Below are 23370 nucleotides of genomic sequence, written 5' to 3' on the forward strand. Positions count from 1 at the left end.
GAGATGAAAAATATTTTTTGGATTATTGCGGCTGCTTTTGCCTTTGTAGCCTGCTCGGACGACGACGGCCCGCGCGAGAAACCCTTTGACGGCGAAGTAGTATCATTCGAGGCCTCCGAACATCTGCTCGACGCCATGACGGGCGACGACGTGAAGCTCGGCCCCGTTACGATGTCCCTGATGGGAATGGGGGATTATACCTATGCGAACGCTTTTTGTGCGAAGCAATACGCTGTGGGTACGGATTTCGACGGCATGCTCTTTTCGACGGCAGACCAGAATCTGGTTTTCAACGCCTATTATTCATCGCTATACGACGGGTGGGGCGGTATCGGGCTTTCGCGGATGCCCGACCGGAATGCGGCCGCTCCCTCCAGCAAGCAGCAGTTCTCCGTGTGGGCGGACGGCGGTGCCAACGGTACGGAAACCTATGCCGTATTTTACGATTCCAACTCGCCGACGGAAATGTATCCCGAATACCTGAGTGAGTCGGGTTATCCGACCATCGACCTGGTGGAGCCGCGCATCGTCGCCCACCTATACATCGCCAATTCGACCTGGGTATACAATTATTTCACGGGGGCGGATACCGACAGTTTCCAGGTGAAGATCACGGGGTCGCTCGGCGGTGTGGAAAAGGGGAGCATCACGGAAACTCTCGTCGCCGGGAAATCGAAGCTGAGCGGATGGCGCAAAGTCGACCTGTCGTCGCTGGGTGCGGTGGACAAGCTGGTATTCAAGGCGGTCTGCGACTATCTGGCAGATCCGACCTATTTCTGTGTCGACGAGATCGGGTTGCTGAAACCCGATGCCATGTAATTTGGGCCCGGCTATTTAGAGATTAGTATGGTTCAAACGATTCCCCGTACGGCCTGCCTGCCGTGCGGGGAATTTTTTGCCGCTTCGCCGGTGTCTGATTTCGGCCGGGGCGGTTGCCGGACGGGTGTGTGCTGACCGGGTGTTTGTCGGCCGGGCAGTTGCCGGCCGGAACTGTTGCTCGGTGGGCTGTTGCCGGATCGGTGCTTGCTGTCCGGGGGGAGTGCCGGGGGCATCCTGCGCAATAACGGCAGCAGGCCGGAACCGCCTTCTGTGCCGAAAAGAATCCCCGCAGGCCGATGCCTGCGGGGATTCTTTATTTAGAGCCAGTCCGGATTCAGATCAGGTTGTCCTTCTCGATATCCTTGAAATAACGGTAGGTGCCGACCTTCAGTTCCGCGGTCGCGGGTTCGTCGCATACGACGATCCCGTGGGGGTGTACCTGCATGGCCGAGATCGTGCAGACGTGCGAGTAAGGGCCTTCCACACACTGTTGCAAGGCGCGGGCTTTCTTATGCCCGAGGGCGAGGATCAGCACCTGCTTAGCATCGAGCACGGTGGCTACGCCCACCGACAAGGCTTGCTTGGGTACCTTGTTCACGTCGTTGTCGAAGAAACGCGAGTTTACGACCAGTGTGTCGTAGGTCAGCGTCTTGACGCGGGTGCGCGAGTTGAGCGACGAGAACGGTTCGTTGAAGGCCAGGTGCCCGTCTTCGCCGACACCGCCCAGGAAGAGGTCGATGCCCCCTGCGCGGCGGATTTTCTCCTCGTATTCGTCGCATTCCTTCTGCAGGTCGGGGGCGTTGCCGTTGAGGATGTTGACATTGGCCGGGGTGATGTCCACGTGGTTGAAAAAGGTGTTCCACATGAACGAATGGTAGCTTTCGGGATGCTCTTCCGGGAGCCCGACGTATTCGTCCATGTTGAACGTGACGACATCCTTGAACGATACCTTCCCGGCTTTGTTCAGGGCGATCAGCTCCTTGTACGTCGTCAGCGGGGTCGAACCCGTCGGCAGGCCCAGCACGAACGTGCCTCCGGCAGCCTGCTTCTTGTTGATCTGCCCGACGATGTAATGCGCCGCCCAACGGCCGGCATTTTCCTGTGTGTCTTCGATAATGAGTCGCATATATTTTTCGGTTTATCGGTTTGTCTGTTCATTCTTCATTCGGACGGGCGTCAGAACATCTTGACGAACACCTCGATCGCCTGGTATTCGGCCATGCCGAGCTTGTCGTAAAGCTGCGCCGTGTTCTGCGTACGCTCTTCGGCGCGCTGCCAGAACTCGCGCGGGTCGCTGCCCGGGAAGGGCATGATGTCCTTCTGCGAGAGGTGGCGGTAGATGGCGTGGCGCTTCATGATCAGCTCGTCGGGCGACAGCGGCACCGCCATGTCGACCATGCCCAGATCCCACTCCATCCATGCACCGCGGTAGAGCCACAGGTGGCATTCCTTGAGCCATTCGTCCTCCCTGACTACGTCCAGGGCGCCGAGTACGGCCTCCATGGCCGTGCGGTGTGTCCCGTGCGGGTCGGCCAGGTCGCCTGCGGCATAAATCTGGTGGGGTTTCACCTCGCGCAGCAGCTTGACGATGATGTCGATGTCCTTCTCCGTAAGCTGTCCCTTCTTGATACCGCCCGTTTCGTAGAACGGCAGGTTGAGGAAGTGGGCGTTCGTGTCGGGGTTCAGGCCGAACGAGCGGACGGCGGCGCGTGCCTCGGCGCGGCGGATGGCACCCTTGAGGTCGAGCAGCGGACGCGGTTCGGGCTCGCCCTTCTTCTTGCCGGCGATGATCTTCTCGACCTCGGCGTAGTGGTCTCCGAAGCCCAGTTCGCGGGCCGTGTCGATGTTCTGCAGCACGACGTCGTCGTGTACGGCCACGTTGCCCGAAGTTTCGTAGGCTACGTGTACGTCGTGTCCCTGCTGCACGAGGCGGATAAAGGTACCGCCCATCGAGATGACGTCGTCGTCGGGGTGGGGCGAGAATACCACCACGCGCTTGGGGAACGGTTCCGACGGTACGGGGCGTGTCGAATCGTCGGCGTTGGGCTTGCCGCCCGGCCAGCCCGTGATGGTGTGCTGCAGGTCGTTGAACACGTCGATGTTGATCTGGTCGTAGGCGCGTCCCTGTTCGAGCAGCTCGCCCAGCGAGTTTTCGATATAATCCTTGTAGGTGAGTTTCAGGATCGGCTTCTGTACCACGCCGCACAGCCATACTACGGCCTTGCGGGTGAACTTGGGCGTCCATTTGCAGGGGCCTACCAGCCACGGTGTCTGCTCGCGCGTAAGCATCTGCGCGGCATTTTCGTCGATCACCACCTCGATATTGGGGTGCATCTGCAGGTTCGAGGCAGGCACCTGGCTGGTGACTTCGCCTTCGACGACCTTCTGGACGATCTTGGCTTTCTCCTCGCCCCACGCCATCAGGATGATCTTCTCGGCGCGCATGATCGTGTCGATACCCATCGTGATGGCCATCTTCGGCGTGTTTTCCAGGCCGAAGAACGCCCCGGACTGGATTTTGCGCGTGTTGTGGGTCAGCTGAACCAGCCGCGTGCGCGATTTGGCATACGATCCCGGTTCGTTGAAGCCGATCTGCCCGTCCTCGCCGACGCCGATGATCATCAGGTCGATCTTGCGCACCGAGTGGTCGTACGATGCGCAGTATTCGGAAATCCTGGCTTCGGGTACCGTGCCGTCGGGGATGTGGATATTTTCGGGCAGGATGTCGATATGGTTGAGGAAATCCTCGTGGATGCGGAAATTGCGGCTCTGCTGTTCGGTCGAGCGGATCGGGTAGAACTCGTCGAGGCTGAATACCGCCACGTTGCGGAAGCTGACGATCCCCTCCTCGTGGCGTTTGACCAGTTCGCGGTACAGCCCGAGCGGGGTGCGCCCGGTCGTGAGCCCCAGCACGAACGGCTGCGACTCCTCGTAAACCTCGTTCGAGCAGTGGATTTCGTTATACGTGCGGATTGCCTTCACGATGGTGTCGGCGACGTATTGCACGCCCAGGTACTCGTTTTCATAAACCGTCGTGTGGATCTTTTCGTAACGGTGGATGATGTCGCGCGGAGCCGATACTTCGATCAGGCCCCCGTCTTTGGGAAGTGAATATTTGTTGTTCATATCTTTGAAAATTTAATTTGTTCGAAAAATTCCGGCAGGTGGAAGTCGGGCTTCGGAGCCGCGATCGGCTTCCACGACAGGAAATGGGGCTGCGAGAGTTTGTCCCCGCATTTGTAGAGGTTCACCTTCGCCTTCAGTCCGCTCCAGTCCGTCAGCGAGTGCATGAACAACGCCTGCGGCGGGATGGCCAGCACTACCGACCAGCGGTTGTCGCCCTCGTGTTCGGGGAAGGGGCGCGGCCCGAGGCTCGGGTTGCGCAGGATGCTTTCCATGACCCGGGGCGTGGCATGCGTGGCGTGTTCGCGCTCTCTGCGGAACCCCGCGAGCAGACGCCCGATGCAGGTGCATTCGAAATTGTAGTAGTAGCCGCTGTCGTCGGGGGCGATGAAGAACTCCACGCACGAATCAGTCCAAACTTCCCCGTTATCCTCCGTGACGCGGGCCATCGTCCATTGTTCCCTGACGTCGAAGCGCAGCATCAGATAGGCGCCCGTGTGGAACATGCGGAACGAAACCTCGGGTGCGTAGGGATATTGCTCCGGCCAGTTGCAGCAAGCTACCGGCTGCGGTTCGATGCTGCCGAAAGCGGTCTCGACGGCCCGTTTGTCGGCCGGGACGATGCCTGTTATTTTCCGTATCTCCATGATCCTTTCCCCCTTCTTCTCTTGCTGCATCGTCTTTGCAGGTTTATGCGTTGCGGTAGTGCTCCGCGATCCCGGCCACGATGCGGCACATTTGGCCGTAGTGTTCCTCCATGCTTTGCAGCAGGCGGTATTGGGCGTGGGTGCGTACGAGGTTGTGGTCGGGGTATTTTATCTTGTAATAGGTGTCGCCGTCGATGTAGTCCATCAGGAAGCGCAATACCTGTTCGAACGTGATATACCGTGCCGAGAAAGCCAGGTGGCCGATTTCCGTTTCGGTGAGCTGCGCCGCACGTTGCGAGAGGTATCCGTCGGTGTAGGCGCTGAACATTTCGGGCGAAATGCCGACGCGCGACAGGTCGCGGTCGTCCTCGTCGCCCGTGTTGGCGTAAGAGCGGATCGCGTCGCCGAAATCGTTGAGCGACGTGGAGGCCATCACCGTGTCGAGGTCGATGGCGCAGAGCACCTCGCCCTGTTTGTCGAACAGGATGTTGTTGATCTTCGTGTCGTTGTGCGTCACGCGCGTAGGGATCGTACCGTCCTCGACCTTCGACCAGAAAGAGAGCATCTCGGCGCGCCGCGACTCGATCCAGCCGATCTCCTCCGCGAGGTGTATTCTGCGCCCTGCGGCATCGCGGGCCAGGGCGGCGTCCCATTGTCCGAAACGGTGGCGGATGTTATGGAACCCTTTGATCGTCTCCGCCAGCGGTTCGGTGAAATCGTCCAGCTGGGACTGGAATTTCCCGATGCCTTCGCCGCCCTTGCGGGCCAGCTCCGGGGAGTCGGCCTTGTTGTAAGCTATCGTGTCGTCGATGAAGACCGTCGCGGCCCAGTATTCGCCTTCCGCGTCGACGTGGTACAGGTGCCCGTCCTTTGCCGGGACGACGGTCATCACCTCGCGCCGCGGGTCGCCTCCGGCCGCAATGACGCCGCGGCGGATGTGTTCCGTGACCCGGCGGATGTTGTCCATCATGGCCGGCACGTCGGGGAAAACGGCCTTGTTCTTGCGTTGGAGGATGTAGTCGGGGGCATCTGCTTCGGTGCGGACGATGAATGTGTCGTTGATGAATCCTTCGCCCAGTGAGTCGATGGCCGTGACGGGGCCTTCCAAGGCGAAATGCGATGCGATCTCTCTTAAATTCTCCTTCATGGCGTACGATTTTCTGCTGTTTCCGCGCTATTACGGTTGCACACCCCAAAGGTACTAAAAAGAACGCAGTCCTGCAACGGAATCGCGTAAAAATAAAACTTTTTTCTTTTGATGAGGTTTTTGGTAAGTATTTTTACGATCGGATGTTTTGTTACTCATTGAATTTACAACTATGCCGCTTGACCGAAAATAAAATCCCCGGCAATTATCGGCTGCCGGGGATTTTTCGACGACGGGTGTTGCCTGTTTATTTGATGTAGCTGGTCAGCATTTTCAGGTTTCCCCCTGGAATCACGCGGAGCGATTTTACCGTGGCGGGGAGCAGCACGGTCTCTCCCTGGTGGATCGGCATTTCGTTGCCCGAGTCGTCGCAGAGTGTTCCCTTGCCTTCGACGCAGATCACGACGACGAACGAATCCAATGCCGAATAGTCGATGGTCTGCGCTTCGGTCAGGTCGTAGAGCGAGGTGGTGAAATAGGGGCACGACACCAGTTCCACTTCGCGATCCTGCGCCTTCTGGTAATGCGTCCGGTAATCGGGCAGTACGGTGTAGTCGATGGCGCCCTTCGCCAGTTCGGTGTGCAGCTCGCGGGTGTTGCCGTCGGCATCCTTGCGGTTGAAATCGTAGATGCGGTAGGTGATGTCCGAGGTCTGCTGTATCTCGGCGATAAACGCCCCGGCTCCGATGCTGTGAACGCGTCCGGCCGGCAGGAAAAAGAGGTCGCCGGGGTGTATTTCATATTCGGCGAGCAGGTCGGTGATGGTGTTGTCCGCGACGCTGGCTTCGTACTGGGCAGGCGTCACCTGCTTGGCGAATCCCGAGCGCAGGCGTGCGCCTTTGTCGGCGTCCACGACGTACCACATCTCGGTCTTGCCTTTCGATTTGTGGCGCTCCCATGCCAGTGCGTCGTTCGGGTGCACCTGGATCGAGAGATCCTGCCGTGCGTCGATGAACTTGATCAGCAGCGGGAACTCCTGCCCGAAGCGTGCTGCATTGGCCTTGCCGAGCAATGCCGCGCCGTGGCGTGCGATCAGCCCGGGCAGGGTGGTGCCCGCCTCGGGGCCTCCCGCTACGACCGATTCGTTACCCTTGACGCCCGAAAGTTCCCAGCTTTCGCCGACCTGCTTCTGGTCGGAGGCGATGTGCTTGTAGGGGACGATCTTTTCGCCGCCCCAGATTGTCGATTTGAGAATGGGTTGGAACTTATACATAATTTTTTATTCCCTGATGCTGTAAAGAATTATTGTTGTTTCTGTGCGTCGAGCTGGCTCAGGGCGAATGCGTAGGCACCCACCGAGATGGCGTTGCTCGCGCCGAGTTTCGAGATCATGACGCCGATGCGTTTCTGGGGGTCGTATGCCACGTAACGATCCGTGCCGTAAACCTTCAGCGCACGCTGGTCGCCCTTGGCGAACTCCTTGAATTCTTCCTCGTTGTCCAGGTCGTAGACCTTCATCTGCACGCGGTTCAACTCCTCGCCCGTGATGGTGTGCATCTTGCCGCGCAGTTCTTTCAGCAGACTGGGCATGATGTACTTGCGGGCTGCGGTGATGCCGCCGCCGATGACGATGAGCCCGTCCACCAACGTTACGGCCGTTGCCATGGCGTCGCCGGCGATCTCGCCCAACTCGGCGAAGGCCTGTTTGGCTGCTTCGACATCGCCGGGACGCTTGCCGTCGGCGATCTCGCAGATGTCCTTCGGCTCGAACGCGTGTTTAACGTCGCCCGAGACCTCGCCGTAGACCCGCTTGATGGCGCGTACCGCCACGCCGTCCTCGACGATGATGTCGGGCATCTTCTTGTGTTTGAGGCAGAAGGTCTCGACACACGAGTTGTCGCCGCGGTTGAGTTGATTGTTGACCACCACACCGATGCCGAAGCCCGTGCCGAAGGTGTAGCCCACCAGGTTTTTGTAGCGTTTCGGGCAGCCCAGGGCTTCGAGCTTGGCGTTTACCTCGGGCAGGGCGCCGCCCAGTGCTTCGCCATAGGCGAACAGGTCGCCGTCGTTGTTGATGAATACCGGAATGCCGAATTTGTATTCGAGGAAGGGCCCCAGCGCCACGCCTTCGCGGAACGAGGGGAAATTGGGCAGGTAACCGCCGATGATGCCGTTGGGATAATCGGCCGGGCCCGGGAATGCGAAGCTGATGGCGACGGGTTTGGCCTCCAGTTTGTCGATCACGGCCTGGAAGCCTTCGACCATCGTTGCCAGGCATTTGTCGAGGTCGTCCGCATTCGACGGCATGGTGATGGGTTCGACGATGAATTTGTTGGCCTGCATGGCTCCGAACACGAGGTTCGTACCTCCGGCATCGAGAGTGATGACCACCCGGTTGTCGTATCTGTACATGGTTGCTATTTATTTGTTGGTTTCAGCATTTTTCTGCGCAGGAATCGGCCATGCGGTGCGTGCGGTTCATGCGGTGCGAGCCCTTCCCCAATCCTGCAGTTGCACCTGGTTGCAGAACCCCGGCTCCCGGAATCCGGTTGCAGACAGGTTCGTGCTGACTGGCTGCCCCTGGGGGTCGGAGGTTCGGTTCACTGGTTGCATTCGGTACCGGTATTTAGCCCAGCAAAGATAGTAAAAATAACCGAACGATGCGGCCTGCGGCCTGAAAGTATGCATGTCTGGTGCGATTTTTTGTGTTGCGGGCGCGAATATCCGGGCCTTTGTGCCTGCCGGCTGTTTTTCCGGCTGTCAACCTTGCTGTTTTCCGGGTGTTTTTATTACCTTTACGCACGGTAGTGCCCGGCCACAGGGAATTCGATGTGGGGTAGCCGCGCGGCACCGGGCGCCGTATTCCGGAATTAAATCGTAATATTATGAAAATCAAGATAATGATGTTCTTAGCCACGGTGGCTCTGTTGGCTGTCGGCGCGAAAATAAGCGCCAGGAGCAGCAGCCGGGAATCCGTCCGTCCGCCTTGCCCTGCGGGGATGATACGGGCCGGCAATGCTGTCCGGACGGGATATTCCGCGGACAAGGTGCACGGCGTGCATGCGGGGGAAAACATGCCGGATTCCGCCCTGGGGATGCTGCGGCGGTTTTACGCGGAATACATAGCCGCGTGGTTGCGGAATGGTGATAATGAAGAAGGCCTGGCGATCCTGCGGCGATACCTGACCCCGCGGTTGTTCGGCCGGTTGCAGCGGATGTATGCGGAAATGGAGCTGGATTACGATCCGTTCCTGGAGGCGCAGGACTGCGATGAAAGTGTGCTGGAAAATCTCCGTATCGAAAAGGATTCCGTTCGGACGGATGTTTACCGGATCTTGCTGTGGGATAATTTCAACCGGAAATACCGGAAAGCCGAATTGCTGCTCAGGCACGGGGAGGACGGATACCGGATCGACGGCATCCTCTCCCTGCCGGATCGCTATACCCGCGATCCGGACTGAGGAATTCCAGTCCCGTTTTTATATCTTTGTATCCCGAAATAATTATTCCGTTAACCCGAAAACATTACTATGAAAAGATTGCTGACCCTCGCCCTGTTCGCCGTGCTGCTGCTCCCTGCCGTTGCGCAGGAACTGACCGTAGCCACCTACAATATCCGTAACGCCAATAAAGGCGACGCCGAACGAGGCAACGGTTGGGAACGCCGCTGCCCCTGGGTATGCGGGCTGATCGAATTCCAGGGGTTCGATATTTTCGGCAGCCAGGAGGTGCTCGACGGGCAGTTGCACGATATGCTGGCGCAGCTTCCCGACTATGCCTATATCGGCGTGGGGCGCGACGACGGCAAGGCCAAAGGCGAATATTCCCCCATATTCTATAAAAAGGAGCGTTTCCGGTTGCTGGACGAAGGCCATTTCTGGCTCTCGGAAGTTACCGGCCGTCCCAACAAGGGGTGGGATGCCGCGCTGCCCCGCATCTGTACATGGGGGCATTTCCTGGACAGGCAGACCAGGCGCCGGTTCTGGTTCTTCAACCTGCATATGGATCACGTCGGTGTCCGGGCGCGCGAGGAGAGCGCCAAACTGGTCGTCGCGAAGATCCGCGAAATGTGCGGCCCCAGGGAGTTCGTGATCCTCACGGGCGATTTCAACGTCGACCAGAACAACCCCATCTATACGACCTTCACCGCCTCGGGGGTATTGGCCGATTCGTATGAAACCGCGGCCAGACGCTATGCCCCGAACGGGACGTTCAACAATTTCAACCCCACGCTGAAAACCGACAGCCGTATCGACCATATTTTCGTGTCGCCTTCGGTGCGTGTGCACGATTACGGGGTGTTGACGGACACCTACCGTTCGCAGACCACCCGCAGCGACGAGGAGATCAAGTCCGGAGCATTCCCCAAGGAGGTGTCGTTGCACAGCTATGAGGCGCGGACGCCGTCGGATCATTTCCCGGTCGTCGTGCGGCTCGAATTCTGAGGAGGTTGTTCCGGCAGGGACTGATTCAAATGTAACGATAAGATGAAAAAGGTATTTTTTGCCGCATTCTTCGGTGCTGCGTGTTGCCTGTCTGGATGCCGCCAGGAGGCTGTGGCTCCCGTACCGGGGGAGCATTATGCGTTTGCCGAAGAGATGTTCCGCAAGGTGTGGAACATGTACCGGGTGCCGGAATACGGCCTGTTTTCGGAATATTACCCCAATAGCTACCGTCCCGATGTAAACTATTTCGACGACGGGGCGAAAAGCACGCAGGAGGTTTCCTTCCTGTGGCCCATGGACGGGGTGTTCACCTCGGCGGTTGCGCTGGCCGAAGTCGATCCGGTGAAATACGGCTGCTATGTCGATTCGATGGTGATGGCTGTCGAGCAGTATTACGACGACGGGCGGATGCCCGCCGGGTATCAGGCTTATCCCGTCAGGATGGGCAAGGTCGACCGTTATTACGACGACAACGGGCTGGTCGGCCTGGCCTACGTCGCGGCCTACGGCGTGACCCGCAATCCCGCCCACCTGGAAAAAGCCAAGCAGGTGATGACCTTCATCCTGAGCGGCTGGCGCCCCGACCACGACGGTGCCGTATCGTGGCTCGAAGGGGTGGAGAACCAGAAGCCGGGGTGCGCCAACGGTAAGGCGATGCTGCTGGCACTCAACCTGTACGGGGCGACGGGAGACCCCTATTACCTGACTGCCGGGCGCCGTTTCTACGACTGGATGGATGCCTACCTGCACGATCCGGAACTGGATATAGTCTGGAACTCCTGGCTCACGCAGCCCGAAGCGCGTCTGGACAAGGCGGTCTATTCCTATAATACGGGGTTGCTGCTGCAGGGTGCCGTCGCGTTGTATGGGTATACCGGCGATCGTGTTTATCTGGACAATGCCCGCCGGCTGGCCGAAGGAGCCCGGAAATTCTATTTGCCGGAGACGCCGGACGGCGCGGCCGCGAACCGTGATTTGCCGTGGTTCTATCTGGTGTTGTTGCGGGGCTACCAGGCGCTTTACGACCTCGACGGCGATCCGAAATACGTGGATATATTCATCCGCTGGATGGATTGGGCGCGCCGGAACGCACGGGATGCCGCCGGGTTGTTTTACAACGACTGGTCGGGGAAGAAAGACGAATCGGCCACGCCCAAGTGGCTGCTGGACGAGGCCTGCATCCCCGAATATTTCGTCCGTGCGGCTTTGATCCGCAGGGAAGTCGTACCGGCTGCCTTGCCCCGGTAGGGATCGTTTCGCATCGAAGGGTCGGCAATATTCAGGAGCTTCACCCGTAGGAGGGGATGTGTCGGTGCGGGACGTGTGCGCTACCGGTTAACGATTGCGTGATAATTTTGTCCGGTCTGCATTTGCAGCCGAAATAAATGCTATTTTTGCCGCAAAATCCGACCGTATGAATACAAAAGCCAAAGGTTACCTTCTGGGAGCTGTTGCCGCCGCCACGTACGGCATGAATCCGCTCTTTGCCCTTCCGCTCTACAAGGCGGGGATGGATCCCGATTCGGTATTGTTCTTCCGGTACCTTTTTGCCATCCCGTTGTTGGGTACCATGCTCAAGGCGCGCGGCCGGGATTTCAAGCTGCACCGCCGTGAGATCGTGCCGCTGGTGCTCCTGGGTTTGCTGGTTGCCCTCTCGTCGCTGTCCTTGTTCTTGAGCTACAATTATATGGATGCCGGTATCGCCTCGACGCTACTGTTCGTATATCCTATTTTCGTGGCGTTGATCATGGCTTTCGGCTTCCGGGAAAAACTCTCTCCGCAGACAGCGCTGTGCATCTTGCTGGCATTGGCCGGTATCGGGCTGTTGTTCAAAGGCAGCGATGGTTCGACGCTCAATATCACGGGAACGGTTCTGGTGATGGTTTCGGCTTTGTCCTACGCAATTTATATCGTCGGCGTGAACCGCCCGGTGCTGAAATCCGTTGCGACGCTAAAGGTGACGTTCTACGTCCTGCTTTTCGGGTTGCTGCTTTACGTTGTCCGGCTGGACTTCGGCATGGCAGTCCATGTGCCCGATAAATGGTACCTGTGGGGGAACTTGCTCGCACTGGCTGTTTTCCCGACGGCGATCTCGTTTTTGTGTACTACCAGCGCCATCCAGTACATCGGTTCGACGCCGACGGCAATCCTCGGCGCCCTGGAGCCCGTCACGGCCGTCTTCTTCGGGGTGATGATCTTCGGGGAGACCCTCACGCTGCGGATATGCTGCGGCATCCTGTTGATTATCATCGCCGTGAGCCTGATCGTCGCGGGGAACCGGGTTGCGGCTTACGTAGTGCGGTTCAGAAAACTTTTCCCGCGGCTTCCCCTGAAAAAGGCAGGCCGCAAAGGTTCCGACAGCCCTGACCGCAAGGGCAGGGAATAACCGGAATTGCCTTTTGGGGCCACGCATACCCTAAAATGCGTGCCGGTATCTATCCTGCGAAGCAAAAGACCGATCCGACCTTTGCAGTCAGTAATCCTGACGGTTATGAACGAAAGCGAGAACAGTGCAGTGATAATCGAAATCCGGCGAATGGTTCACGAAATGCTCCGCGAGATACGCCAAGTGAAACGGCAGCGGAATATGTTGGGCCGAAGGCCTATTCTTTAATTCTACGGATATGTCCATAAAAGGCTCTTCGGCGTGGGCGAAACGGTCGGTGATTTGGAAGAAGATCGAATAGCAATACGGAGTAATTTTTGCAGCATTACCTATCAAAAAAACACCGTCATGATTATGCCGAAAATTTTGATCGTAGCGACCGGAATCGGAGCCTATGCCAATGCAATTCTACCCACCGGATTATGGCTCAGCGAACTGACACACATCTATCACCGAGCGAAAGGGCTGGGCTGCAAGATAACGATCGCGAGTCCGAAAGGCGGTGAGATACCGGTCGATCCCGAGAGTTTGAAGCCGTTCACCCTCGATAAGATGTCCAAAGCATATTGGAACGACCCCGAATTTCGGGAGCTGTTGCATCATGCCCAAAGTCTCGATGAAGTTGCGGGGCGACGGTTCGACTGTGTTTATCTGGCTGGAGGACATGGTAGCATGTACGATTTCCCGGACAATGCCGTCCTGCAGGCAATTCTCAAAACGCATTTTGAAAGCGGCAAAATCGTGTCGGCGATTTGTCACGGCGTATGCGGATTGCTGAACGTTGGGCTGTCTGACGGGCAGTTGCTGGTAGCCGGTAAAAAGATCACCGGATTCAGCTGGTTCGAGGAAACCCTTGCCCGGCGCAAAAAGGTTGTTCCTTTCGACCTCGAAGCGGTGCTGAAAGAACGGGGTGCCGATTACCGGAAAGCATGGATTCCGATGACTTCGAAAGTCGTTGTCGACGGAACCCTGATCACTGGCCAGAATCCGCTCAGCTCCAAGGAAATGGCGAAAGTCGTATTGAATCACCTGACTAAAAGGGAGATCCGATGAAAAATAACCAGTTGATGATCTACGGGGCCTACGGCTATGCCGGAGAGCTGATGGTGCGCGAGGCTGTGGCACAGAGGCTCCGCCCTATTATCGCCGGGCGAGATGCCGAAAAGCTGAAACCTATCGCTACGGAACTGAGCCTCGAATGCCGGGCTTTCGGTGTACGGAATACCGGAAGCAATTTACAGGATATAAGCGTACTACTCAACTGTGCGGGGCCGTTTTCCGCCACGGCGGAGCCGCTGGCGCGAGCATGTCTTGCGCAACAGATCCACTACCTCGACATTACGGGCGAGATCGACATCTTCCGGAAATGCCATGCGCTGGATGAAGAGGCGCGGCAGCAAAACGTCCTCATTTTGCCAGGTGCCGGAACCGACATCGTGCCAACCGACTGTCTGGCGGCGATGCTTAAGGAGAAACTGCCCGTCGCCACGCGCATCGATCTGGCTCTCTCGTTCGGCACCAATCCAAGTATCGGCACGGTCAACACCATGATCGAGAGTTTCGGCAAAGGCGGGTTGATCCGCGAGGGCGGTATGCTGAAAGTCGTTTCGAATGCCTTTCAGATGCGGAAAATCCCGTTTCAGAATAAGCCCCAGTGGGCAATGACGATCCCCTGGGGGGATGTTTTCACCTCCGGAATATCTACCGGAGTTCCCGATGGCGCAGTCTATATGGCTATGCCGAGAATGAGCATCTATATGATACGATTGACCAACCCGGTCAAAGGGATTCTGAATACCCAGTTCGGGCAGAAGATCACGAAGCGTCTGGCTGGCTGGCTGATGAAAAAAGGGCCTGACGCCAAAGCGCTGGAGGCCGGGCGGGGACAATTCTGGGGCGAGGCCGAGGCTCCGGACGGCGAAAAGCTGGAAATGACGATGTCCACCCCCAATGTCTACGCTCTGACCGCCACGGTCGGTATCCGGATCGCGCAATATTGTCTGGATTATACCGGCCCGGGCGGATATTACACGCCCTCCATGTTGTTGGGAAGCCGGTTTATCGAATCGATACCGGGCATAGAAGTGCATGTGCTCAATCAAAGATTAAGAAAGATTTAGCCAAGGTTTTTTCTGTTTGTTGCAGTATCTTTCAACTGCTTTTCTGCCCCCCCCCTCAGGGGCTCGAACCCTGAATCCCAACATTGAGAGTGTTGTGTCTACTTCGCGGACAAAAACGAAGTTTTTGTCCGTAACCGACTGATTTAAAGATTAATCACCCTCTCGCCGTTCGTCTGTTTTCGGCAATTTTCAGTAGCTTTGATTTCTATATAAAAAATCCCCGACCGTATGGCCGAGGATATATTTCTCAATTAGACAGAATTATTTAAGGTCTTTGGCTTTGATGCGTACGACCTTTCCATCTCGCACAACCACCAATTCGCCGTCCTCTTTTTTTGTTTTCTCAATCAGACGCTTTCGGGCAAGTAAAATCCCTGCATTGATTTTCTCCTGCATTTGTTTTATTTCAATCTCGCTCATAGTCTGCAATTGTTTTGTAGGATAACGTATCTTCTATTTTGATTGTTGTGTTTTTCGCTCCCGAAGCGATGATTTTAATTTCTGCATCTGCCGAACTATTGTCGTATATCGTCCAGAAATTACAAATCGGCGTATAAAGTGTTACAAGATTCCTAATCCCGTTCGCATAACGACGGCGAATGACATCCGACGGGATATTATGGCCGCCCTCGCTTACGCGTGTTGCAACACGCTCGATAGCTTGTTCAGGAGTCGGCAGCCAAAAATAAAGTAGGGTTACAAAGTAGCCTTTCGCGTGTGCCCGTTCGATAAATTTCACATAGGAACGGAGTTGCCAACGTCGTTTCAAATGCAAAATCCGCGCCCTCGGCAAGTAAGTCATCCATACGTTGCAACATCAGTCGCCCTGCTTCGATTGCCACACTTTCGGGATTGAACGGCGACAGCCCTTTTGCAATTTCATCGGCATTGACGAACTCTTTGCAACCAATACGGTGTAGGATGCAGTCGTTTTTCCGGCACCGTTACAACCCGCTATGATATAAAGTTTCGGCATATCGTATGAGCAAAGATAGATAATTTATATAAATTGTTCCAAATATTTCTCCTTAAACCCAGCCAGCGGGAATTTAAAATCTCTTTGCTTCCCCTCTGTTGTCGTATAGTTGATAATAACCGTATCGCTTTTTATATGCAATTCGAATAGGTTTATCTTATCGTGTCCCCATTCAAGGATATTCGGCATAAGGAGCAATATCTCTGCGTTGGATTCAGTCAATGTACATTGCATCTGTACTGTTATCTGCCCTTTGCGCTGAAAAGTTGTATATCTCTATCTGTATCGTCAGGCATGTATACATAAATCGCGGGCGCAAATTCATCGGGTTTGCGTGATATAGCCAAGCACATCCCGTAAAAGTTATCATCGGCAACGATTTTTCAAATCATCATGCGCTGTTCATCGCTGCTCTGCCGTCATTCTGTTTTTGGTATTCTGTTCATTTTAGCTAAAATTTATGTTGTTATGCTGTTGTTAGTGTTGCCCTCTTTACGCAGGAACAGTTCAAAGTCGTGAAGATATGCAAGGTCTATTTCGTCAAATCAGATATTCAGCGACCGAAATTGCGACAAACGGGATAACAAAGAGCGGTGTTTGGATGCCGAGCCGTATTTGCCGAGTGTTTCCAGCCGTTCGATAGTCTGTTTCAGATATTCGCCGACCGTGCAGTTTATTTTCCGCCCGTTGGTTTCCAAAAGATTGTCGAGAGTAACCTCTACCTCTAATGCTTCCAAGCGTTTGATTTTGCGGCGGAGTTCGTCGATTTTGGTGTCAATGCGGAGTTGTAACGCCTGCAATTCGGGAGTTTGGCCCTTAACACGCTGATTTTCAAAATCCCACTCGTTAATGTTGAGTGTTACACCCGTGCTGATGTGTTTAAGTTTTCGGTTTTGTGTTAAACGCAGGTGAACGGGCGCGGCGTTTTGATTATTCAGTCTGTCTTTGCGAAAGACGGCGTTAATGCTGATATTCATTTGTTTGCATTGTTGCGCAAACAAGTTTAACCGACTGATTTAGTGTTAAACATTTCCCCGAAAACGCTCTCTTTTCCACCCGAAAATGCCCGACGACAGGGCAGGAACACAAAAACAAAAAGACTGATAATCATTGATTATCAGTCTTTTGCTTTGTACCCCCTCAGGGGCTCGAACCCTGGACCCCAACATTAAGAGTGTCGTGCTCTACCAACTGAGCTAAAGAGGCATCAATCGTTATATCAGGTAGTTACGAATGATAGTGCGATTGATTTTCCCTTTAATGTGTACCCTATGGAGAGCCTTTTGCCAACTGCGAGTGAATAACATAGAATTGTAATTTGTTAATTGTCATTTAATTAAGAGCATGGCTCTACATTGTTCAATGTGTTTTACCCTTGTGGTTTGTCATAATTGATTCGTTTTTAGTTATTTGTGATGATTTTTAGATGTTCATAGACCCCGACATCTGTTTGAAAAAGAAAAAGGACAAACCTTGCAAAACTGCAAAGTCTGTCCTCGTAACTCGTGGAGAAAAACGCGCGGGAAAATTTTCCCCTGCTCTCTCCTTTTAAGAGAGTGTATGTTGCTTTGTTATTAGTTGAAAAAGTAAGGACAAACATTGTCAAACGGTCTAATTATAGACCCCTTGTCAAAGTCTGTCCTCTTATCTTTTATATAAACTGCTCTAAATATTTCTCGTTGAATCCAGTCAGCGGGAATTTGAATACATTCTGTTTGCCCTCCTTTGTCGTATAGTCGAATATGACCGTATCACTCTTTATATGGGCTTCAAAGAGATTGAGCATACAATTGGACTTGGGAATATCTACCATGTTGGGCAATACAATGGCGAAACAACCCTCCTCTACGGCTTTTGGATTTAGCAGATAGGAGAATCCTGCCATATAACGACCTCGTTTCTGAAAACAGATGGTCATATCTTTCGCAGGGTCGATGTCGAGTTCAAAGATATAGTGAAATTCTCGTGGTGTGGGGTCATCAGTTCTACGTCCTACGAACAGACAGACGCCGTAAATATTATCATAAGATACCCCTTTGGAGATATACGATATTTGAACATCGTCGATAGTCTCTGTGCCCGTTTTTCAATTAATGCTTGGTGTTTTTCTTTTCATTTTAGCTAAAATTTATATTGTTATTAAATGTTTGATTATGATGTAAATATACAAAAAATTTATGAAATATGCAAGTAATATAAAAAAGGACAAACTTGGGCAGAACGGTATAATATAGACCGTCTGCACAAGTCTGTCCCTAATTATGCGAATACTTTACTTTACCCTTTTATAGGTGTTTGTTTCAACATATTCTGCATCTAAATTATTCTCATATAAAACGAGTTTTGCAGAGGATAGTTCTTTAATTTCAAAGGTCTGTGTATCGCCCGATGCAGTTATTGTTAACGTCTTTCCCGAAATAGAGTAGGTAATAGGGGTTGATTCTTCGGGAGTGGTGGAATTGGTATATGTTGCATAATACGTTCCCTTGCCATCTTCATTGAAAATGTACCCTGTGTAGTAACCATCGTCGGGAAATGTCTTGTCGAAATCATACTGTTCTCCTGCCTCAATTACGTAACCGACAGAATGGGTTAATTGCCATTCTCCGACAATGGACGCTTCATCCTTATCATCGGAACAAGCCGAGAAAGAAACAGCCACAAACATAGCGGCCACAATAAGAAACAACTTTTTCATAGTTGCAATAAGTTTAGGTTGTCGCTCTTGCACCTATGCGACGATTAATTTTTGGATTTAATGAAACAGAAAGCGTGGTGCCGAAAACTTATTTAGTCAAACAGGTCGTAGGAAACCCAAGGTATAAATAAGCAACAGCCCCACGCCTATATCCACAAATGGATATGACGCGAGAAGATGTCTGCCGTTCTCTACCTTGTCCGAATTTCCTACATTTATAAAGTAAGATTCGGAAATGAAAACAAGAACCAATCAAATGAAGATAAAGCACTGTTATATCAGCATATTATAACGGATATTGCATTTTCACTTGTTAGCATCCTTTGCAGTTATTAGGTTCTTTTTCGGCGTATTTTTGTTTCTTATTTGTTCCTTTATTCGGATTATTCTTTCTACCTTTGCGGCAGAAATAACGAGTAAAAAGAGAAATTATGCCCCGAATAAAGAAACCCGCGAAAGTCAAGGAGCCGATCCGTCTTCGGATGAAAGAATTGGCCGACGGCAGCAAAAGTTTGTATCTCGACATATACCGCAACGGCAAGCGGTCGTATGAATATCTCAAGATGTACATCATCCCCGAAACGGACGATAATGCCCGCAAACGGAATGCAGCGACCATGACGGCGGCCAATACGATCAAGTCTCGGCGCATCATCGAACTGACCAACGGCGAAGCAGGAATCAAGCGTGCCGACAATCAGGAAACAGTTTCATTGCTGGATTGGATGAATACTTACATGGAGAACCAGCAGAAACGAGGCAAAAAGGACGGACACCAAATCAAGGTAGCCATCCAAATACTGAAAGACTATGCAGGCGAACGGGTAACGATGGGGCAGGTGGACAAAACCTTTTGTCAGGGATATATCGACTACCTTCTGACGGAATATCGTCCGCAAGGAAAACCCGTCTCGAAATTCACGGCACAGAACTATTACCGGGTGCTGAACGGAGCATTGAACGCTGCTGTCCGTGCCGACGTGATCAAACTGAATCCCTTTACGAAAATTGGCAATTCGGACAAGATACACCGTCCCGAAAGCAAAAGGGAGTATATGACTATCGAGGAGCTTCGGGCATTGATCGCCACCCCGATGAAGAACGAGGCGGTAAAACAGGCTTATCTGTTCTCCTGCTTCTGCGGACTGCGGATAAGCGATATAATCGGCTTGAAATGGGGCAACGTCTATGCGGATAATGGACAGTATCGGTTGGAGGTCGTGATGCAGAAGACCAAAGAGCCGATTTACCTCCCGCTTTCGCCCGAAGCGTTACGGTGGATGCCCGAGCGGGGCGAGAAGATGGCGGAGGATGCAGTGTTCGACCTGCCCTCTACAACGCATATCAACATCCTGCTCAAGCCATGGGCGAAAGCGGCGGGAATCGACAAGCGGTTTTCGTTCCACACGGCGAGGCATACGTTCGCCACGATGATGCTGACTCTCGGTGCAGATTTATACACGACTTCGAAATTGCTCGGGCATACGGACGTGAAGATGACGCAGGTTTACGCCAAAATCATCAACCGCAAGAAAGACGAAGCGGTGAATCTGGTGAACGGATTGTTCGATTGATTCGGAATCGAGAGCGGTTCGGAAAACGGTTTACTTTACTACGGGGGCGTATAGGAGAAAAAGAAAATAAACCTTTTTTGCGAGCTGAATATATAGCCCTAAATATAGCCGGCTATTAGTCGGTTCAAAATCGCGCTGTGAACTTTTTTCTGTTCCCTTTTCTCGTTCAAATTTTCGTCGTATGATGAATGATTGTTGTTCCGGCTGCGAATATATCCTTTGTTCATTTGTTCTGCCAGATCCCGACAGCCTAATATCGGACAATTACACCGCCTCTGCTTGCAGATTGAATGGCAGCACTCCCGACAACGAATGTTTGTTGGGGTATTAGGCTCCCCCGACTGTTGTCGGGCTGTACAGCAGGCAAGCTGGATCAACTTTGCAAATGGAAGATAAATGTGAATCATCACAAGCGTGTCAGTTGACATTAGCCAATCTCAAATCCGACCAGTATAAGGCGGAGAGTGGTTAATATGGAAATGGGGAAATCTCTTCAGTCGGGACGACCGAACATCCTCAATCAATTATAGTAGGGTAAATAAGAGTTTTATATTTTAAAATAATTGCTTGGCAACTGACGCTGAAACAAGCATGACGATAACTGAATTATGCGATAACTCAAATGTATTTATGTATTGTTATGACGTAGGTGGCTATTGGGGGATCAAGAATAGCCACTATAATTTTATCCTAAACACGCGGCGATTTGATGGAATATGCTATTGCAAAGTTAAAAACAGCGGAGATTGTCGGAATGGGTGCGAAACATTTAGCGCAAATTGACAAAATATGCGCAAAACATTTGGCGGATACCAACAAAAGCACTATATTTGCGCTATATATCAACGGCTATGGAGAAAGATACTATATTGTTCAAGCGTAAGATGTACGACCGATTGCTCAAATGGAAGAGGGAGCGGAACGGAGAATCCGCAATTCTCATACAAGGAGCAAGACGAATCGGAAAGTCCACACTTGCAGAAGAGTTTGCTCGAAATGAGTATGAGTCCTACATTCTCATCGACTTTGCCATTGCACCGGCAGAAGTGCAGGAGCTTTTTAATGATATATCAGACTTGAACTATATATTTCTTCGGCTGCAACTTATCTATCGGGTGCAGTTGATTGAACGCAAGTCGGTAATCATATTCGATGAGATACAAAAGGCTCCTTTGGCTCGTCAGGCTATCAAACATTTGGTTAAAGACCGTCGATACGACTATATCGAAACCGGCTCACTCATTACCGTTCACAAAAGCAGTCAGGATATCCTGCTGCCGAGCGAGGAGACGCGGGTCGATATGTTTCCGATGGACTATGAAGAATTTCGATGGGCGTTAGGCGATACCGCCACGATACCGTTGCTGCGCACGGCATTTGAAAAACGAATACCGTTAGGCGATGCCGTTCATCGTAGAATGATGCGCGATTTCCGCTTGTATATGTTGGTCGGAGGTATGCCGAAAGCAGTAGCAGAGTATATCAAGACGAACAATCTTGGAGCAGTAGATTTAGTAAAGCGGGATATTGTTTCGCTGTACGAGGAGGATTTTTGGAAGTTGGATAATACGGGCAGAGCTACGGCATTGTACGATGCAATACCTGCACAATTAAGTAAGAATGCTTCGCGGTATCAAATAGCATCGGCTATACCCGGCGAAAGAGCAGAGCGAGTTGCAGGCATCGTTAAAATGATGAATAATTTCATGTCTGCAAATGTTGCATATCATTCCAATGACCCGAATGTCGGATTGGCTCTTACGATGGATAATGAACGCTTTAAGATATATGCATCCGATACCGGAATGTTTGTAACACTGGCTTTCAAGGACAAGGACTTTACGGATAACATTATTTATGAAAAACTGCTGAACGACAAACTCAGCGCTAATTTAGGCTATGTCTATGAGAATGTTATAGCCCAGATGTTGAGGTCTGCCGGCAAGCAGTTGTTTTATCATACGATACCGACCCCGGATGGAAAGAAATACTATGAAATAGATTTCTTGATAGCAGACGAGCATAAAATATCGCCGATTGAAGTGAAGTCATCCGGCTATAAATCGCATACCTCGTTGGATGTTTTCTGTGATAAGTTCTCCGACCGCGTGCAGAACAAGTATGTTATCTACACCAAAGACCTGAAACGCGAGCAAGGAATTGACTATATCCCCGTATATATGACGATGTTTTTGTGATTTTAACAATAACGCATTGAGTTATGGGTAAGCTGTTAGATTATATAGCGAAGGAAACGCAAGGCGAATGCTTTGCGTCGTTCAAGTATTGTTATGACAATATGTTGCCCCCGAATATCGAGTACGAGGCGAAAGAAGACTCATATATCAATCTGAAAGAATTTGCAGAGAGTATACATGACCCTCATATGAGAGACATGTGCCCCTTGGCTGAAAAGATGATGTCTATGCCTCCATTATTCAAATACTTTCTTGATGGTTCGCGCCGGGTCTATAAGGTGGATGACATACAGTACGATAAAAAGGTTTTTCCAATTGTCAGTGGACAGATTTCCGTTTCCTGCTGTGGCAGAGAGATGAATGATGATAATACATTCCGAAGTTTCGGTAAAGTTTTCGAGGAAGCATATCCGGTGGTCTGTTTACCGATAACAGCTAACGATGAAGGCATTGATAACGGAGTGTATTTTAATAATCTATGCAACAAACTAAACGAATTACCTTTTATTAAAGGCTCCGGAAATAAGTTTGGGAAGGTACTTTACTATTTAACGAAGATTGAAGGTAATGAAACTCTTGAGAACAAAGGCATCGCTCGTATCCAAGATGAGATGATAGAATGCGAGAAGCGGATTGTAGCAGAAATGATGAGCAAACATTTGCTGACACACGATCGCTATCTCATCAAAGATGGCTCGATACAATATAAACCGATGAAGACAGGAGATTATAAAGAATTGGCGCGTATTCGTAATAACTACCGGCATGTTGTAGGAGTGTCAAAACGATTTAATCCCAATTTGATGAAGGACAATAAGAACCAGAGTAGTGCAGGACAGATTGCAAAACTGCCGTTATTCCATCGGACACCTGCTTTTATGTGGAAGCCGGGAGAAGAATGGGGTAATGTGAATTTTGCTATTTGGTACGTCAGGATTCGCGAACGTAAATACACTGCAACACCATATTCTGGCATCTTAAAAATTGAAAAAATGCTTATGACTGGTAAAGAGGCAGAAAATGGACTGGAATCCGATGAGATCGATATGATTACTGCGAACATCATAAATGAACGCAATCCAGTTTGTTATGGCAATGATGCTCGATGGGCAAATCATCTCTATCCGGTTTATATGACAGAATGTTATTGTAAAAGTCGATTTAAGAGTGATATAAGTTTCATCAATTTATTTTAGATTTTTCTCGGTTTGACTAAACCGATTGAGAAATAAACTTTTAGCGAATTATTTGAGAAATAGAGGTAACGATTTAGCAACTGTGCGAATTTCAGCGTTTT

General features: G+C 52.0%; 22 protein-coding genes, 1 tRNA gene and 1 pseudogene. 11 read left to right on the top strand and 13 right to left on the bottom strand.

All coding sequences use genetic code 11. From position 1 onward, the window contains the following. The first annotated feature begins 3 nt into the window (after positions 1-3). Positions 4-819 (top strand): DUF4465 domain-containing protein, encoded by an 816-nt coding sequence (locus B3C38_RS09575; protein WP_286726864.1) that lies wholly within the window; start codon positions 4-6, stop codon positions 817-819. A 334-nt stretch (positions 820-1153) separates the two neighbouring features. Here the strand turns inward: B3C38_RS09575 and nagB are convergent, their stop codons facing one another. The 6 genes from nagB to B3C38_RS09605 form a co-directional block, all read right to left on the bottom strand. Beyond that, entirely contained in the window at positions 1154-1945 is a 792-nt protein-coding gene (nagB, locus tag B3C38_RS09580) for a glucosamine-6-phosphate deaminase (RefSeq protein WP_022333554.1), read from the bottom strand. A gap of 50 nt (positions 1946-1995) precedes the next feature. Next, complete coding sequence (locus B3C38_RS09585) at positions 1996-3945, bottom strand: 6-phosphogluconolactonase (RefSeq protein ID WP_286726869.1); 1950 nt, start codon at positions 3943-3945, stop codon at positions 1996-1998. Further along, entirely contained in the window at positions 3942-4619 is a 678-nt protein-coding gene (locus B3C38_RS09590) for a carbohydrate-binding family 9-like protein (protein ID WP_276791258.1), read from the bottom strand. The genes B3C38_RS09585 and B3C38_RS09590 overlap by 4 nt, the downstream gene beginning before the upstream one ends. 13 nt (positions 4620-4632) lie before the next feature. Next, positions 4633-5736, bottom strand: a complete 1104-nt coding sequence (locus B3C38_RS09595; protein WP_276791262.1) for a phosphotransferase enzyme family protein — start codon at positions 5734-5736, stop codon at positions 4633-4635. 247 nt (positions 5737-5983) lie between these two features. Then, positions 5984-6949, bottom strand: coding sequence for a type I phosphomannose isomerase catalytic subunit (locus B3C38_RS09600; protein WP_117506537.1), 966 nt, complete (start codon positions 6947-6949; stop codon positions 5984-5986). Positions 6950-6978: 29 nt separating this feature from the next. Next, a complete protein-coding gene (locus B3C38_RS09605; protein WP_022333557.1) occupies positions 6979-8088 on the bottom strand; it encodes an ROK family protein in 1110 nt (369 codons plus the stop codon). 473 nt (positions 8089-8561) lie between these two features. Between B3C38_RS09605 and B3C38_RS09610 the strand changes: the two genes are divergently transcribed. From B3C38_RS09610 to B3C38_RS09635, 6 genes are all read left to right on the top strand, one after another. Continuing rightward, positions 8562-9137, top strand: coding sequence for a DUF3828 domain-containing protein (locus tag B3C38_RS09610; protein WP_286726872.1), 576 nt, complete (start codon positions 8562-8564; stop codon positions 9135-9137). Positions 9138-9206: 69 nt separating this feature from the next. Next, positions 9207-10121 carry an endonuclease/exonuclease/phosphatase family protein gene (locus B3C38_RS09615; RefSeq protein WP_276654741.1) on the top strand — a complete coding sequence of 305 codons (915 nt, stop codon included), beginning with the start codon at positions 9207-9209 and terminating at the stop codon, positions 10119-10121. Positions 10122-10163: 42 nt separating this feature from the next. After that, positions 10164-11369 carry a glycoside hydrolase family 76 protein gene (locus tag B3C38_RS09620; RefSeq protein ID WP_055211201.1) on the top strand — a complete coding sequence of 402 codons (1206 nt, stop codon included), beginning with the start codon at positions 10164-10166 and terminating at the stop codon, positions 11367-11369. A gap of 166 nt (positions 11370-11535) precedes the next feature. Then, entirely contained in the window at positions 11536-12507 is a 972-nt protein-coding gene (locus B3C38_RS09625; RefSeq protein WP_195611096.1) for a DMT family transporter, read from the top strand. A gap of 348 nt (positions 12508-12855) precedes the next feature. Then, complete coding sequence (locus tag B3C38_RS09630; protein ID WP_022333562.1) at positions 12856-13560, top strand: type 1 glutamine amidotransferase domain-containing protein; 705 nt, start codon at positions 12856-12858, stop codon at positions 13558-13560. Next, on the top strand, positions 13557-14627 hold the full coding sequence (locus tag B3C38_RS09635; RefSeq protein ID WP_022333563.1) for a saccharopine dehydrogenase family protein: 1071 nt from the start codon (positions 13557-13559) through the stop codon (positions 14625-14627). Before B3C38_RS09630 ends, B3C38_RS09635 begins: the two co-directional genes overlap by 4 nt. Before the next feature lie 261 nt (positions 14628-14888). Here the strand turns inward: B3C38_RS09635 and B3C38_RS09640 are convergent, their stop codons facing one another. The 7 genes and pseudogenes from B3C38_RS09640 to B3C38_RS09665 all read right to left on the bottom strand — a co-directional run bounded on the left by B3C38_RS09640 (position 14889) and on the right by B3C38_RS09665 (position 18301). Continuing rightward, entirely contained in the window at positions 14889-15047 is a 159-nt protein-coding gene (locus B3C38_RS09640) for a hypothetical protein (RefSeq protein WP_022333564.1), read from the bottom strand. Beyond that, positions 15034-15603 (bottom strand): annotated as a pseudogene (locus tag B3C38_RS09645) (zeta toxin family protein). The gene B3C38_RS09640 and the pseudogene B3C38_RS09645 overlap by 14 nt, the downstream one beginning before the upstream one ends. Before the next feature lie 458 nt (positions 15604-16061). Beyond that, a complete protein-coding gene (locus B3C38_RS12580; RefSeq protein WP_333817108.1) occupies positions 16062-16139 on the bottom strand; it encodes a hypothetical protein in 78 nt (25 codons plus the stop codon). Positions 16140-16148: 9 nt separating this feature from the next. Next, a complete protein-coding gene (locus B3C38_RS09650; protein ID WP_229107522.1) occupies positions 16149-16580 on the bottom strand; it encodes an Arm DNA-binding domain-containing protein in 432 nt (143 codons plus the stop codon). A gap of 156 nt (positions 16581-16736) precedes the next feature. Beyond that, a tRNA-Lys gene (locus B3C38_RS09655) sits at positions 16737-16809 on the bottom strand. Between the two features lie 445 nt (positions 16810-17254). Next, on the bottom strand, positions 17255-17488 hold the full coding sequence (locus B3C38_RS09660; RefSeq protein WP_117506546.1) for a hypothetical protein: 234 nt from the start codon (positions 17486-17488) through the stop codon (positions 17255-17257). Between the two features lie 387 nt (positions 17489-17875). Beyond that, positions 17876-18301 (bottom strand): lipocalin family protein, encoded by a 426-nt coding sequence (locus B3C38_RS09665; protein WP_117506547.1) that lies wholly within the window; start codon positions 18299-18301, stop codon positions 17876-17878. A 431-nt stretch (positions 18302-18732) separates the two neighbouring features. Here B3C38_RS09665 and B3C38_RS09670 point away from each other — a divergent pair, with 431 nt between their 5' ends. From B3C38_RS09670 to B3C38_RS09685, 4 genes are all read left to right on the top strand, one after another. Next, positions 18733-19875: a site-specific integrase gene (locus tag B3C38_RS09670; RefSeq protein ID WP_117506555.1), complete on the top strand. Its 1143-nt coding sequence runs from the start codon at positions 18733-18735 to the stop codon at positions 19873-19875. Between the two features lie 709 nt (positions 19876-20584). Beyond that, complete coding sequence (locus tag B3C38_RS09675) at positions 20585-20758, top strand: hypothetical protein (RefSeq protein WP_162508140.1); 174 nt, start codon at positions 20585-20587, stop codon at positions 20756-20758. Then, positions 20727-22073, top strand: a complete 1347-nt coding sequence (locus B3C38_RS09680) for an ATP-binding protein (RefSeq protein ID WP_174760543.1) — start codon at positions 20727-20729, stop codon at positions 22071-22073. The genes B3C38_RS09675 and B3C38_RS09680 overlap by 32 nt, the downstream gene beginning before the upstream one ends. Positions 22074-22096: 23 nt before the next feature. After that, positions 22097-23269: a hypothetical protein gene (locus tag B3C38_RS09685; protein WP_286726877.1), complete on the top strand. Its 1173-nt coding sequence runs from the start codon at positions 22097-22099 to the stop codon at positions 23267-23269. Positions 23270-23370: the final 101 nt, after the last annotated feature.

The organism is Alistipes sp. UBA1686 (assembly GCF_002320215.1).
In the GTDB taxonomy this organism is placed as follows: Bacteria; Bacteroidota; Bacteroidia; order Bacteroidales; family Rikenellaceae; genus Alistipes; species Alistipes onderdonkii.

Coding starts and splice junctions, on each gene's coding strand:
- B3C38_RS09650 (WP_229107522.1), bottom strand. CDS start 16,580: ATGAATATCAGCATTAACGCCGTCTTTCGCAAAGACAGACTGAATAAT.
- B3C38_RS09670 (WP_117506555.1), top strand. CDS start 18,733: ATGCCCCGAATAAAGAAACCCGCGAAAGTCAAGGAGCCGATCCGTCTT.
- B3C38_RS09595 (WP_276791262.1), bottom strand. CDS start 5,736: ATGAAGGAGAATTTAAGAGAGATCGCATCGCATTTCGCCTTGGAAGGC.
- B3C38_RS09640 (WP_022333564.1), bottom strand. CDS start 15,047: ATGAGCGAGATTGAAATAAAACAAATGCAGGAGAAAATCAATGCAGGG.
- B3C38_RS09605 (WP_022333557.1), bottom strand. CDS start 8,088: ATGTACAGATACGACAACCGGGTGGTCATCACTCTCGATGCCGGAGGT.
- B3C38_RS09685 (WP_286726877.1), top strand. CDS start 22,097: ATGGGTAAGCTGTTAGATTATATAGCGAAGGAAACGCAAGGCGAATGC.
- B3C38_RS09620 (WP_055211201.1), top strand. CDS start 10,164: ATGAAAAAGGTATTTTTTGCCGCATTCTTCGGTGCTGCGTGTTGCCTG.
- B3C38_RS09615 (WP_276654741.1), top strand. CDS start 9,207: ATGAAAAGATTGCTGACCCTCGCCCTGTTCGCCGTGCTGCTGCTCCCT.
- B3C38_RS09630 (WP_022333562.1), top strand. CDS start 12,856: ATGATTATGCCGAAAATTTTGATCGTAGCGACCGGAATCGGAGCCTAT.
- B3C38_RS09590 (WP_276791258.1), bottom strand. CDS start 4,619: ATGCAGCAAGAGAAGAAGGGGGAAAGGATCATGGAGATACGGAAAATA.
- B3C38_RS09610 (WP_286726872.1), top strand. CDS start 8,562: ATGAAAATCAAGATAATGATGTTCTTAGCCACGGTGGCTCTGTTGGCT.
- B3C38_RS09600 (WP_117506537.1), bottom strand. CDS start 6,949: ATGTATAAGTTCCAACCCATTCTCAAATCGACAATCTGGGGCGGCGAA.
- B3C38_RS09585 (WP_286726869.1), bottom strand. CDS start 3,945: ATGAACAACAAATATTCACTTCCCAAAGACGGGGGCCTGATCGAAGTA.
- B3C38_RS09625 (WP_195611096.1), top strand. CDS start 11,536: ATGAATACAAAAGCCAAAGGTTACCTTCTGGGAGCTGTTGCCGCCGCC.
- B3C38_RS09635 (WP_022333563.1), top strand. CDS start 13,557: ATGAAAAATAACCAGTTGATGATCTACGGGGCCTACGGCTATGCCGGA.
- B3C38_RS09660 (WP_117506546.1), bottom strand. CDS start 17,488: ATGGCAGGATTCTCCTATCTGCTAAATCCAAAAGCCGTAGAGGAGGGT.
- B3C38_RS09675 (WP_162508140.1), top strand. CDS start 20,585: ATGGAATATGCTATTGCAAAGTTAAAAACAGCGGAGATTGTCGGAATG.
- nagB (WP_022333554.1), bottom strand. CDS start 1,945: ATGCGACTCATTATCGAAGACACACAGGAAAATGCCGGCCGTTGGGCG.
- B3C38_RS09575 (WP_286726864.1), top strand. CDS start 4: ATGAAAAATATTTTTTGGATTATTGCGGCTGCTTTTGCCTTTGTAGCC.
- B3C38_RS09680 (WP_174760543.1), top strand. CDS start 20,727: ATGGAGAAAGATACTATATTGTTCAAGCGTAAGATGTACGACCGATTG.
- B3C38_RS09665 (WP_117506547.1), bottom strand. CDS start 18,301: ATGAAAAAGTTGTTTCTTATTGTGGCCGCTATGTTTGTGGCTGTTTCT.